12 protein-coding genes are annotated in these 12,004 nt (G+C 70.1%); 5 read left to right on the top strand and 7 right to left on the bottom strand.

All coding sequences use genetic code 11. The features are described from left to right. The 5 genes from HUW62_RS03595 to HUW62_RS03575 form a co-directional block, all read right to left on the bottom strand. On the bottom strand, positions 1–1,032 hold a 1,032-nt coding region (locus HUW62_RS03595), incomplete at its 3' end, for a response regulator (RefSeq protein ID WP_176433553.1). Then, complete coding sequence (locus HUW62_RS03590; protein ID WP_176433552.1) at positions 1,029–3,584, bottom strand: response regulator; 2,556 nt, start codon at positions 3,582–3,584, stop codon at positions 1,029–1,031. The genes HUW62_RS03595 and HUW62_RS03590, both read right to left, overlap by 4 nt. After that, positions 3,581–3,958 (bottom strand): response regulator, encoded by a 378-nt coding sequence (locus HUW62_RS03585; protein WP_163868516.1) that lies wholly within the window; start codon positions 3,956–3,958, stop codon positions 3,581–3,583. Before HUW62_RS03585 ends, HUW62_RS03590 begins: the two co-directional genes overlap by 4 nt. A 155-nt stretch (positions 3,959–4,113) precedes the next feature. After that, a complete protein-coding gene (locus HUW62_RS03580) occupies positions 4,114–4,563 on the bottom strand; it encodes a helix-turn-helix domain-containing protein (RefSeq protein WP_163868517.1) in 450 nt (149 codons plus the stop codon). A gap of 74 nt (positions 4,564–4,637) precedes the next feature. Then, on the bottom strand, positions 4,638–5,009 hold the full coding sequence (locus HUW62_RS03575) for a helix-turn-helix domain-containing protein (protein ID WP_163868518.1): 372 nt from the start codon (positions 5,007–5,009) through the stop codon (positions 4,638–4,640). Positions 5,010–5,239: 230 nt separating this feature from the next. Here HUW62_RS03575 and HUW62_RS03570 point away from each other — a divergent pair, with 230 nt between their 5' ends. Next, on the top strand, positions 5,240–6,406 hold the full coding sequence (locus HUW62_RS03570; RefSeq protein WP_163868519.1) for a serine/threonine-protein kinase: 1,167 nt from the start codon (positions 5,240–5,242) through the stop codon (positions 6,404–6,406). A gap of 144 nt (positions 6,407–6,550) precedes the next feature. Then, entirely contained in the window at positions 6,551–8,074 is a 1,524-nt protein-coding gene (locus tag HUW62_RS03565) for a serine/threonine-protein kinase (protein ID WP_255203201.1), read from the top strand. A gap of 115 nt (positions 8,075–8,189) precedes the next feature. On the opposite strand, the gene HUW62_RS03560 is transcribed toward HUW62_RS03565, so the two are convergent. Continuing rightward, complete coding sequence (locus HUW62_RS03560; RefSeq protein WP_176433551.1) at positions 8,190–9,161, bottom strand: zinc ribbon domain-containing protein; 972 nt, start codon at positions 9,159–9,161, stop codon at positions 8,190–8,192. Further along, positions 9,158–10,111, bottom strand: coding sequence for a hypothetical protein (locus HUW62_RS03555; protein ID WP_176433550.1), 954 nt, complete (start codon positions 10,109–10,111; stop codon positions 9,158–9,160). The genes HUW62_RS03560 and HUW62_RS03555 overlap by 4 nt, the downstream gene beginning before the upstream one ends. A gap of 140 nt (positions 10,112–10,251) precedes the next feature. Here HUW62_RS03555 and HUW62_RS03550 point away from each other — a divergent pair, with 140 nt between their 5' ends. From HUW62_RS03550 to HUW62_RS03540, 3 genes are all read left to right on the top strand, one after another. Beyond that, a complete protein-coding gene (locus HUW62_RS03550) occupies positions 10,252–10,563 on the top strand; it encodes a hypothetical protein (RefSeq protein ID WP_163868521.1) in 312 nt (103 codons plus the stop codon). 138 nt (positions 10,564–10,701) lie between these two features. Continuing rightward, positions 10,702–11,385, top strand: coding sequence for a hypothetical protein (locus HUW62_RS03545; RefSeq protein WP_163868522.1), 684 nt, complete (start codon positions 10,702–10,704; stop codon positions 11,383–11,385). A gap of 324 nt (positions 11,386–11,709) precedes the next feature. Beyond that, the gene (locus tag HUW62_RS03540; protein WP_163868523.1) at positions 11,710–11,883 is read left to right on the top strand and encodes a hypothetical protein; all 174 of its coding nucleotides are present in this window, start codon (positions 11,710–11,712) and stop codon (positions 11,881–11,883) included. Positions 11,884–12,004 lie beyond the last annotated feature (121 nt).

The following is a 12,004-nucleotide window of genomic DNA, read 5'->3' as shown; positions in this document are numbered from 1 at the left end:
CTCCCCCTCCATGAACCCCAACGGCAACGAGCCCAACCCCTCCACCGACCGCAGCTGGTGCGCCGCCTGGATGCCTCCCATCTCGCCACCCAGATGCATGTGGATGAGCACCCCATCCACCCACTGCTTGCTCGCCACCGCCACCGCCTCGTTCGCCGTGCGCGCCGGCAACACCCGCACCACGTGCGCCTTCCCCAGCCGCTCCGCCTCCGCCAACACGTGCGCGTCCTCGTCCACCACCAACAGCACCCCCTCCGTCGGCAACATCGCCGCGGGGGCCGGCTTGCCCACGGGCTTCACCGGCACCGACGCCGCCCTCGCCAGCTCCCGGAACGTCGCGTCCACCTGCCCCCAGTCCATCCGCGCCGCGTCCTTCGCCGACCGCAGCACGTCCTCCAACCGCCCCGCCGAAAGACTCACCTCCGTGAACCCATAGCTGCCCGCCGTCCCATGCAGCTTGTGGACGACGATGGTCGCCTCCTCCAGCGCATCCCGCTTCCCCGCCCGCGCGTCGCCCAGCAGCGTCTCCAGCCCGCCCACCTTGTCCTTCAGCCGCGCGCCGTACTCCTGATTCAACGCGACCAGGCTCGCCGCCAGCTCGTCACGCACCAGGTCCACGTCCGCCAGCGCCCGAGGCCCGGGCGGCGGCGGCGGCAACGCCTTGGTGAAGAGCTGGTTCACCCAGAGGAACAACTCCTCCGGCCGGTAGGGCTTGTGGATGATGCGCGCCACCCGCAACTGCCGCGTGAGCAGCTCGTGGCTCTTCAAGTCCTTCCAGAACGCCGACGCGAACAACACCGGCAGCTCCGGCTGCGTCTTGCGCAGCTCGCGGATGAAATCCGCCCCCGTCACCCCCGGCAACAACCCGTCAACGATGGCCGCGTCCACCGGCATCTTCGCGAGCAACGTGCGCGCCTCCGCCGCCGTGCGCGCCGACTCCACCCGGAAGCCCTTCTCCCGAAGGAACGCACAGACCAGCGTCTGCAGGTCCTTGTCGTCCTCCAGGAACAGGAGCGTCTTCGCCTCGTTCATGAAGCAGCCCTCTTCCCCGTGCCGCCGTCCTTGCGGGACAACAGCTCATGCAGCAGCTCGCGCACGGAGGCCACCAGCTCCTCCTCCGACGAGCGCGCCTTGCTCAAGTGCCGCGTAATCCCCAGCGTCAACTGCCGCTGGTCCGCCCGCGACAGGTCCCGTCCCGTGAACACGATGAGCGGAGTCGCCCGCCCCCGCCCCTGCCTCAGGATGTCCACCACCTCGAACCCGTCCAGCCCTGGCAGCCCCACGTCCAACACGATGAGGTCCGGCGGCGTCTCGCGCGCCAGCTCCACCGCGCTCTCCCCATCCGCCGCCTCGAACACCTGCACCGTCCCCAGCCGCTCCAGCCGCGCGCAGATGACTCGCCGCGTGGCCACGTCGTCGTCCACCACCAGCACCCGCGCCTGCCCCGGCCGCCGCATCGCGTGCCGCAGCGCGCTGAGCAGCCGCGTCTCCTCCAGCGGCTGCGACATCCAATCCACCCACAGGGGCGTGCCCACGCCCTCGCCCTCCGCCGAGCGCCCCGACACCGCCAGCACCGGCAGCTCGTGCGTGCGCGGCTGCTCGCGCAGGCTCCTCACCCAGTCCAGCGCCTGCCCATCCGGCATCTGCGTGTCCAGCACCACGGCGTCCGGCGGCGTCTCCTCCAGGACCTTCGCCGCCTCGGCCAGGCTCGCGGCCCGCACCACCCGGTAACCCTCTTGCGACAGCAACCCGCGCAGCAACGCCGACAGCTCCGCGTCCGCCGTCGCCACCAGCACGTTGTAACGGGTGGAGTCCTTCACCACCGCGCCCACCGCCGCATGCGAGCCCGACACCGAGCGCGCCGCGTCCAGCGTGAAGGTGAACGTGGAGCCCTTCTCCGGCGCGCTCTCCACCTCGATGCCGCCGCCGTGCTGGTTCACGATGGCCTGGGAGATGGCCAGCCCCAACCCCGTGCCTCCCTTGGAGCGCGTGTCCGAGCCGTCGAGCTGCTGGAAGCGCGCGAACAGCCGCCCCCGCTGCTCCTCGGGAATGCCCGGTCCCTTGTCCACCACGCTGAAGCGCACCCGCCCCGGGGCCTCCATCCGCACATGCACCGCCACCTCGGCGCCACCGGGCGAGAACTTCACCGCGTTGGAGACGAGGTTCGTCAGCACCTGGATGAGCCTGTCCCGGTCTCCCTTCACCCGAGGCGCGTCCTCCACCACCGCGCGCAGCGACACCCCCGCCGCGTCCGCCACGCCGCGCAGGCCGCTGAACGTCGCCTCCACCAACTCCAACCCCTCCACCGAGGCCAGCTTCAGCTCCAGCATCCCCGCTTCCATCTTCTCCAAATCGAGGATGTCGTTGATGAGGCGGATGAGGCGCTCCGTGTTGGAGCGGGCGATGCGCACCATGTCCAGCGCCTGCTCCGGCATCTCCCCGACGATGCCGCCCTCCAACAACCCCAACGAGCCCCGGATGGACGTCAGCGGCGTGCGCAGCTCGTGGCTCACCGTGGAGACGAACTCGTTCTTCATCCGCTCCACCTCCTTGCGCTCGGTGATGTCGCGCACGAAGGCGGTGAAGCGCGCCGGGCCCTCTCCCGGCACCCGCGCCAGCGTCAGCTCCGCGGGGAACATGCTCCCGTCCGCGCGCAGGCACGGCGACTCCAGCCGCGTCGCCTGGCCCGACGTCTCGCGCAGCGCCGCCGCCACCTCCTCGCGCTTGCCGGCGGGCAACGATGCGGGCAACGCCAGCGCCAGGAAGTCCCGGCCCACCGCTTCTGACGCCTTCAGCCGGAAGACGTGCTCCGCCGTGGGGTTCAGCTCCAGCAGTCGCCCCGCCTCGTCCACCAGCAGGATGCCGTCCGGCGCCGCCTCCAGGATGGCCGCCTTGCGCGCCTCCGTGGTGCGCTGCTCCTGACCCGCGAGCAAGAGCGCCTGGCCGCGCTCCTCCACCCGCTTCTCCAGGACCTCGTTGAGCGTGGCCAGTTCGCCGGACGCGCGCGACAGCCGCACCAGCACCACCACCACGTACGCCCCCAGCACCAGCGACACCCCGAAGAAGACGACGCGCGAGCGCTCGTTGCTCAACTGCGCCCGCTCATGCAGTTGGAGGAACGTGGTGACGAGCCGCTCCGCCTGCGCGCTGGCCGAGCGCTCCAGCAGCGCCTGCACCGCCACGTCCGCCTCGCGCCGCTCGCCTCGGACCGCCGCCTCTCGCGAGCGCACGAGCAGCGCGCGGTTGTCCTCCAGCGCGCGCAGGTATGCCTCCAGCGAGGAGGCCATCACCCGGCGCTCCTCCTCGGAGAGGAAGGACGGCACGTCGCGCAGCGTCAGGGCGCGGGCCTTCAGCGCCTCGAAGGAGGACAGCTCCGAGCCATGCAGCTCCGGCAGCCCCAGTCGCGCACGCAACACGTCCTGCTCCAGCTCCGCGCTGGCCAGGCGCAACTGCTGCAGCCGCGTGCGGTACCCATCGCTCTCGGCCATCCCCCACGGACGGCCCACCACGAACAGGCCACACAGCACCAGCAGCGCCCCCACCGCCAGCGCCACCGAGCGCTTGGACAGGCGGGAGCCCGTCATTCCGGCACCAGCTTGCGAATCTCCTTGGGCAGCGTCATCGGGTCGAACGGCTTGCCGATGACGCCCACCGCGCCCAACTCCAGATAGCGGGCGACCTCCTGCTTCTGCACCTTCGCCGTCATGAAGATGATGGGCGTGCGCGCCGTCGCGTCCTGCTCGCGCAGCCGGTTGAACGTGGTGGGTCCATCCATGCCCGGCATCATGACGTCCAGCAGGATGAGGTCCGGCTGCTCCTCCGCGGCCTTCGTCAGCGCCTCGTTGCCCGACGCGGCCAGCACCGTCACCCAGCCACCCACCCGGCTCAGGCTCAGCTTGCCGATGGCCCGGATGTCCTCTTCGTCGTCCACCAGCATCACCTTGCGCAGTGTCGTCATGGGCGGACCTCCTGGATGCGATGCACCAATGGTGCTTGGTATCTCACGTGCGGGGTGCACGGGCACTGGACGTCCGTCCAAGACCCTGGCGGGCTGAAGCCCTGGTCGGGATTCAACACCGGGCCCCATCGCATTCCCAGCCCCGTGAGGGACGCCTAGCCGGTGGCCTTGGCCTTGCGGCGGCGCACCGCGCGCACGGGCTTCTTCGCCGGCGGCGCCACGGGCGGCATCACCGAGACGACGGCGTTGACCACGCGCGACACGGCGCGAAGCTGGGACGGCTCCAGCTCCCGCAGCTTGCGCGTCATCCGCCGCAGCTCCACCGGGTCTTCCCGCTCGGGCTTGCGCGAGGACACGGGGGTGAGGGACGCACCACCGCGCCCCACGCCCAGCAGCGTATCCGAGGAGACCTGGAGCGCGTCACACAGCCGCTTCAGCGTTTGAGCACGGGGCAACATCTTCCCGCGCTCCAGCCGGCTGTAGACCTCCATGGCCATGCCGACTTTGTCCGCCACGTCGCCCTGGGTGAGGCCCAATCGCAGGCGGGCGACTCGGGCCGCCCCTCCCAGGATGGCCGCGAGCTTGTGGTCGACGGGCTCACGCATGATGGCCGGGAGCGTCGCACGGCCGCACCCTCGCGCAAGTTCATTTCCCGCGCCCTCACCCAGGCAGCGGACCTTCAGCGGCGCAGGAGCCCCAGCGCGCCGTGGACCAACTGGACGACGGCCCGGAGCTGCTCGGGCCCCAGCGCGCGCAGCGCCCTCACCAGCCGGCGCAGGGCGGGCGGGTCCTCGGCGCGCGTCACCACCGGGGCCCCGGGCACCACCAGCGGCGCCTCCGACAGGCCGAGCAGCGCGTTGGCGTCCATGCGCAACACCAGACACAGCCGCCGCAGCGTGGTGACGCTGGGCAACACCCGGCCCCGCTCCATGCGGCTGTAGACCTCCATGGCGATGCCCACCCGCTCGGCCACGTCCGCCTGGGTCAGTCCCAGCCGGGACCTCGCCGCCCTCGCCGCCGTGCCCACGGTGATGGCCAGTTCCTCGTTCATCGTCCTCGCGCCTCTCGCAAGTCTCCCTACCACGTCACCTGTCCGGAACCCTACCCCACACGGCACGAGACTACCCGAAAAGGCGTCCGCCATGCTAATGACCTCCAAGGTTCAATCGACAGGCAACCCATGCACTTTCAATTTGAAATTTTCCGAGGGGAATCCAACCTTGAAGGTCCATCACCTCGCGCACTTCACGCGGGTCGGGTCGGCGGCGGGAGGACGGGGCCATGAGCGACCTCGAATCGACACACCCGCTGCTCCTGCAGCCGTCGGAGGAGCTGGGCGCCCTGCGCATCATCAAGAGGCTGGCCACGGGCGGGTATGGCGCCATCTATCTGGCGGAGACGCAGACGCGCGGCACCGTGGCGCTGAAGTTCGCGCTGGAGGGCCCCTCGGACGACGACGAGGCCCGGGTGGATGCGCGCACCCAGCGAGAGGCCCGGCTGTTGATGCACCTGGACCATCCCAACGTGGTGGAGCTGCTCGGCTACCTGCGGTGGCCGGACGTGCGCCGCGGCTACCTCTACCTCATCATGGACTATGTGGAGGGCCCCACCCTGTCGCGGTGGGCGGACAGCCCCCAGGCCACGCCTCGCCGGGCCACGGAGGTGTTCGCCTCGCTGGCCCTCACGCTGGACGCCATCCACCGCGAGGGCGTGGTCCACCGCGACCTCAAGGGCAGCAACATCATCATCCGCGCGTCGGACGGGCAGCCGGTGGTGGTGGACTTCGGCTCGGGGGACCATGCCTGCGCGCCGACGCTGACGGAGGACCGGCTGCCCCCGGGCACGCCCAGCTACCGCAGTCCGGAGGCGCTGCGCTTCTGGATGGGGCCTCGAATTCCGGGCTCGCGCTACCGCTTCGTGCCCACGGATGACCTGTACTCGCTGGGCCTGGTCTTCCATGAGGTGCTGACGGGCGGCTTTCCCTACCGCGCCCACCTGCCGCCGTCCGCGCTGCTGGCCAGCATCGAGTCCGCCGAGCTGAAGCCGCCCTCCGTCCTCAACCCGCGCGTGCCTCCGGTGCTGGATGCCATCGTGCTGCGCCTCTTGAGCAAGCACGCCGTGGGCCGCTACCCCACGGGGGCGGAGCTGTGTGGGGCGCTGAGCGCGGCGCTGGAGCAGGCGGACAGCACCTGGGACGTGCCGCTGTTCCCACCCCGTCCTCCCCACGAGGCCATCACCGAGGAGGACGAGGCGCTCTTCGATGGAGACGAGGAGGCTCGGGAGTTTCGCCAGTGGATGCGCCGGGAGGACAGGGCCGGGGCCGGCTCCGACACCAGTCCGCCGGGCACGCCTCCCACCGAGCCCGGCGTCCCCTGGCGGTCCTGGCTGCGCAGGCGGATGCGGGTCCTGAGCGACGCGCTGCGGCCGTGGCGGAAGCGGGACGACTGAGGCTCGCCTCCGTCCCCTCCGAGCATCCAATCCCAGAGGTCTTCCGCTTGTCAGTCAACCTCTGACATTCCATGCGGGTTGCCTTTCGTGTTACCTCAGGCATCCTGTAGCAACCCAACCACTTCCCAGGCTCAAAGGCAGGCCATGACGACGCCCGACACGACGACGGAGGATCTTCCCGGAGGAGCGCGCCGACCCCGGGTGCTGTTCAACGTGGGCGGCACGGTGTTCGAGTTCGTCCGCAAGCTGGAGGTGCGCTCCACCGGCGAGCTGCTGATGCTCGCGCGGCGGCGCTACCGGGGCGGACAGAGCGGACTGGTGGTGGTGAAGCGGCTGCGCAGCCCCGCCACCTTCGTGGAGCGGCGCAGGCTGGTGGAGGAGGTGAGCCTGACGTTCCGCTTCAAGCATCCCAACATCGCCCAGGTGCACCAGATGAAGCTGTACCGGGGGGCGCCCCACGTGGTGATGGAGTACGTGGAGGGGCGCTCGCTGGACACGTTGCTGAACCTGACGGCGATGCGGCGCAGGCCGGTGTCGGCGGCGCTGGCGGCATTCGTGGTGGCGGAGGTGGCGGACGCGCTCCACCACGCGCATGGGGCGGTGGATGACTGGAACCGGCCGCTGGGCATCGTCCACCGCGACGTGAGTCCCCGGAACATCCGCGTGGGGACCCATGGGGACGTGAAGCTGACGAACTTCACGGTGGCCGCGTCTCGGATGGAGGGGCGCGAGGAGACGAGTCGCCCGCTGGTGAAGGGTGACATCGCGTATGCGTCACCGGAGGCCCTGGTGCGAGCGCCGGTGGATGCGCGCTCGGACATCTTCTCGCTGGGCCTGGTGTTCCTGGAGCTGCTGACGGGGCGGCATCCGCTCTCGGTGGAGGACAAGGTGCCTCCTCCGCTGCCCTCGGGACTCTCGCTGGAGGCGCAGGGCCCCACGTGGATGCCGGTGGAGGAAGTGGCCGCGCGGATGCTGAGCCTGGAGGCGGCGCAGGTGGCTCGGCTCGTGGAGAACGTGCCGGAGGGACTGGGGGCGGTGGTGCTGCGCGCGCTGCGGCGGGAGCCCGCGGACCGGTTCCAGACGGCGGAGGAGATGGGCGGCGTGCTCAGGGGGTGGCTGAGTGTGCATGCGCCGGGGCACGGGCGGCATGCGACGGCCGAGGAAGTGGCCCGCGTGGCGGCGGAGGCGACGAGCCGGCGCAACCAGGCGGAGCTGCTCGAAGGGGGCCTGCATCCAGAGGACCTGACGGCGGAGGAGGCCTCCGTGTCGCTGGAGCCGGGCGCGGCGGGGGCTCCGGCGCCAGGGGAGGTGGATGAAGCGGGGGTGCTGGCAGAGGAGGCGGCGCGGGTGTTCGGTGTGCCGGGGATGCGGGGTGTGACTCGCTCGTTCGCTGAGGATTCGGGCGGGCGGCGAGAGACTCACGTGCGAGAGGTGCCCAGGCGCGAGGACGACGTGCCCATCGCGTCTTCACCTGGCGACGAGGTGCCTGTTGTTGCTTCGCGCGACGAGGAGACGGCCCACGCGGCTTCTCGTGGCGACATCTCCTCTCGCGACGAAGAGACAACCCACGCGGTTTCTCGTGGCAACGTCTCGGTCGAGGACTCCTCGCGCGACGAAGAAACGGGAGCAAGCTCGACCTCCTCGGACGACGACTCGTCCGAGCCGTGAGCGCTCGCGACTTTCTCGCTGGGACAAGAGCCAGCTCGACCTCCTCGGACAACGACGCGTCCGAGCCGTGAGCAACACCTCGGCTGGACCTCAGAGGTCCAGCCGTCTCCCTCCGCTACAGCACTCCCGTGAAGAACAGCACCGCCACCAGCACGGCGAGCACCGCTACCACGACACCCAGCACCCGCCACGCGGAGATGGGCGACTCGCCGAAGACCACCTCGGCGTCCTGCCCGTGCACCAGCACGCGGTACGGCTTGCCTCGATAGCGATAGGCCAGCACATACACGGGCAACGCCCAGCGCGCGGTGCGCAGGCTGGAGAGCGCCACGGCCACGTGCACGTTGCGGAAGCGCCTCCCTGGGATGTCCCCACTCTCCTGGACGTGGTCCCTCGCCAGTCGCTCCACCGCCCGCAGCACCGTCTTCCGTGCTCCCGAGCGCGTCGCCTCGAAGAGCTCCACGCTGGCCTCCTCCGGCCCGCGTCCCTCGTCCGCCGCCAGCTCGAACCGATAGTGCGGCGTGAGATTGTCGCACTCCTCCACCTTCAACCCTCGCGACGCCGGCACCAGGATGTTGGTGAAGTCCAGACGCGTGCGCCCCGCATGCGGCGCCCAATCCGAGCGACCCGAGCCCGCATCCGAGTCCGCCGTCCAACTCACCTGCACTCCCGCCTGGAAGACCCACGCCGGCCACCACATCGGCTTCATCGACTCCAGCGCCGCCTCCTCCGCCAACCCCGACGGCCGGAAGAAGGCCTTGCGTCCCAGGAAGCCCGCCAGCGCCTGGTTCGCCGCGTTCGGGTCCACGGTGAAGGGCAGCCACCCTTGCGCCTGGTCCACCGGGTCCACCGTCATCTCCACATGCGTCACCGCGCCGCAGTAGTCACACCGTGGCGCCTTGGCCTCCACGGAGTACTCCACCGCCGCGCCACAGCTCTCGCAGCGCACCACCTTCGCCTGCTCGCGCGTCGCTGCCGCTCGCTCCGGGGGCGGCGTCGAAAGCCCGCAGATGGGACACCGCAGGTCATCCGCCTCCAGCTCGCATTCACACCGCGCACACGGCGCCACCAGCGCGGCCTCGCTCACCCGACACCTCCCCGCACATACAGCACGACACCCAACACCAGCAGGAGCCCCACCAGCACCGCGATGAGCACCTTCCACGTGGAGATGGGCGCCTCCCCATGCACCTCTCCTGTCTGCCCATTCACCAGCACTCGCAGCGGCGCCTCCCCTTCCGCGTACCGCACCGGCAACACCCAGACGGGCAACAGACACACGTCCAGGGACTCCCAATCCAGCCGCGTGTCGTGGCTCAAGTCCCGGTGCGAGTCCCCCGGCATCAACCCCTCCAGCCGCTTCAAGACGAGCTCGCCCACCTCCGAGCGCGCCCCCTCCAGACAGGCCTCCCGCGTGAGCGTCGGCTCCTCCGCCACCCACCCGGAGACGAGCGCCGGCGTGTAGCGCGCGAGCGCTCGGAAGTCGAAGGGCTCCAGCGCCTCCAGCTCCTCGTTGCGCAAGCCATTCGACGCCGTGACGAGCACGTCCGCCACGTAGCCCTCCAGTTCACCCTGCAAGGGCCGCCACTCGGTGCGCGTCACCGTGCGCGTGCGCCTCACCGTCTTCCCGTTCTCCGTCGTCGTGTAGCTTTCCTGCTCCTGATAGTTCTCACCGATGGTCGCTCGGAAGCTCGACTTCACCAGCGCGCTGTAGAGGAACGCGGGCACGTAGATGCCATGCACGTCGCCCGGCTCCGCGCTCCGGATGCCGGAGCGACAGAAGCGGCTGCGCGAGCGCAACCACCGGGACACGCTCTGCTTCGCCGCCGCGTGCGTCAGCGAGAACCCCAGCGCGAAGGCGGGCTCCGGTACCCCGGGCTCCGGAGGCCGCTCCACCACCGCCGGCGCCGCGCAATAGGGACACCGCGTGGTGCGCAGCGCGGGCTCCAGCACCAGCATTGCCCCGCAGGCCTGACACCCCAGGTGGAGCCTGGGCCCCGTCAACGTCGCGGTCGGCTCGTCATGCGCCACGGCCATCGGCACGCTCCTTCTCCCGGGAAGCGCGGGCATGCGCTCCCCGCGCCTGCTCGCCTGCCCTCCAGACTCCAGCCGGGAACGATAGCCGGGTTGCCGTAGGCATTCCCCGTCACGACCGTATCCAGGCGGAGGATTCCACCATGGCGAAGGACCAGCGACGACAGCCCGCTCCCCAACCCGCCGAGGACTTCTACGGCCGCCCCACCGGGCCCCGGCACCAGGAGGAGCCAACGGAAGACACCCCACGCCAGACCTCCCCGGACGACGAGCAGCGTCAGGACGACGAGGGCCCGCGTCGTGCCCGACCCATGGACCCGACGGAGCGGACCCCGGGCGCCATCCTCGACGACATCCCCGACGGCGACGGCCCGCGCAGCGACGCCGGCACCAACCCGCTGCCCGACCTGTACTGGACGGCCTTTCCCGGCAGCCTCGAGGAAGAGAAGGACTGACGTCTGACATGGGGCCTCGCCGCGACTTCCTACCCGCGCGGTGAGGCCCCTGTTTTCAATCACTCACGCCCTCGACGGAAATGTCAGCCCCCCTCTGTACTGTGTGCTCATTCGCCAGCATCCAGGGGGAGGAACTCCATGGCGGAAGTCCGTGAGCTGCCACGTGTGTCCGTGAACAAGTTGGGGGAGTACCTCATCGCGACCCCTGCTCGTCGCAAGCGCATCATCTACGACCAGAAGCATCCACCCGAGCAGCAGTACCTGCGATACCCCGAGGCGTCTCACGCGATTACCGACTTCCTCTGTCGCGACCTGGACCCGGCCATCCTCCGCGAGCACCAGCGCCGCTTCGCCTGCAGCGTGCCGCAGTCGGAGTTCGAGGCGCAGCGGCTGCACCTCTGCTCTGAAGCGCTGGAGCGCTTCGCGGACGTGGTGCCGTGGCTCGGGCTGGAGGACACCATCGTCAGCGCCGTGGGCGCCGAGCCTCCCGTGCTGGAGATGGCGGGCGTCACCATCAGCGTGCGCCCTGAAGTCGTGCTCCAGCGCATGGACCGCCACGGCAACCCGCGCGTGGGGTTGATGAAGCTCTACTTCTCCAAGCACCACCCGCTGGACGAGCGCTCCGGGCAGTACATCGGGACGATGTTGCAGCGCTTCGCGGAGCAGCACCTGTGCCAACTGGGTCCGTCCGACCACCGCATGGTGCAGGTGGTGGATGTGTTCGCGGGCACCATCTTCACCGCGCCTCGCGCGCACATCCGCCGGCTCACCGACGTGGTGCTCGCCTGCGAGGAAATCGCGGAGCGCTGGGCGGTCCACTGACGTCGCCCTTGAAGACAGACAGGTGACTCGGTGGCGTCTGGATTCAGGCGCGCGCACGGCGCTCGGCGGGAGCGCTGACACGTGCTCGCTCGGACACCTGGAAGGCCACCGGGCGATGACGCGAGACGCCTTCACCGAGGAACACGCGGCCCGTCGCGCCGTGTCATGCGGGCGGAGTGCTGGAACATTTCAGTGTGTCCGCGTGAGTGTCGAGACATGGAGTGGCGTGTGACTCGCGACACTTCCCGTGCTCCGAGGCAGGGCCTAGGCTGACGTCGCCGGTTGATTCGGCGGCCGGCTTCACCCCTCGACGGGAGACACATCATGAAGAGCCACAAGGTGAAGACTTTGAAGGAGCTGTTCGTGAAGGACCTCGCCCGCATCCACGGAGGCGATGGGACCGCGACGTCCACCTCCTCCACCGAGACACAGAGCACGGAGCCCCAGGTCTCCACCACGCTGGCCTGTTGCGAAGAGACGAACGACCCCTGCTGCTGAGAGGTGCCGTTCGACGTGTCGCTGTATCCGCGCGTGTCCTCCTTCCGAGGGCACGCGTTTTTCGTCGCGGGCATGTTGGCTTTGCGGCGGCGGGGATGTTCGCTCGTGGGTGATTGACGCC

It is taken from the genome of Myxococcus sp. AM011 (assembly GCF_013372595.1).
GTDB lineage: Bacteria > Myxococcota > Myxococcia > Myxococcales > Myxococcaceae > Myxococcus > Myxococcus eversor.
Note: the sequence above shows the minus strand (reverse complement) of the source record. Positions and strands in the feature narration are given on the sequence as shown.

Bases quoted from the DNA above. Each gene is read 5' to 3' on its own strand.
- HUW62_RS03565 (WP_255203201.1), top strand. From the start codon at position 6,551: ATGACGACGCCCGACACGACGACGGAGGATCTTCCCGGAGGAGCGCGC.
- HUW62_RS03585 (WP_163868516.1), bottom strand. From the start codon at position 3,958: ATGACGACACTGCGCAAGGTGATGCTGGTGGACGACGAAGAGGACATC.
- HUW62_RS03545 (WP_163868522.1), top strand. From the start codon at position 10,702: ATGGCGGAAGTCCGTGAGCTGCCACGTGTGTCCGTGAACAAGTTGGGG.
- HUW62_RS03590 (WP_176433552.1), bottom strand. From the start codon at position 3,584: ATGACGGGCTCCCGCCTGTCCAAGCGCTCGGTGGCGCTGGCGGTGGGG.
- HUW62_RS03550 (WP_163868521.1), top strand. From the start codon at position 10,252: ATGGCGAAGGACCAGCGACGACAGCCCGCTCCCCAACCCGCCGAGGAC.
- HUW62_RS03540 (WP_163868523.1), top strand. From the start codon at position 11,710: ATGAAGAGCCACAAGGTGAAGACTTTGAAGGAGCTGTTCGTGAAGGAC.
- HUW62_RS03575 (WP_163868518.1), bottom strand. From the start codon at position 5,009: ATGAACGAGGAACTGGCCATCACCGTGGGCACGGCGGCGAGGGCGGCG.
- HUW62_RS03555 (WP_176433550.1), bottom strand. From the start codon at position 10,111: ATGGCCGTGGCGCATGACGAGCCGACCGCGACGTTGACGGGGCCCAGG.
- HUW62_RS03580 (WP_163868517.1), bottom strand. From the start codon at position 4,563: ATGCGTGAGCCCGTCGACCACAAGCTCGCGGCCATCCTGGGAGGGGCG.
- HUW62_RS03570 (WP_163868519.1), top strand. From the start codon at position 5,240: ATGAGCGACCTCGAATCGACACACCCGCTGCTCCTGCAGCCGTCGGAG.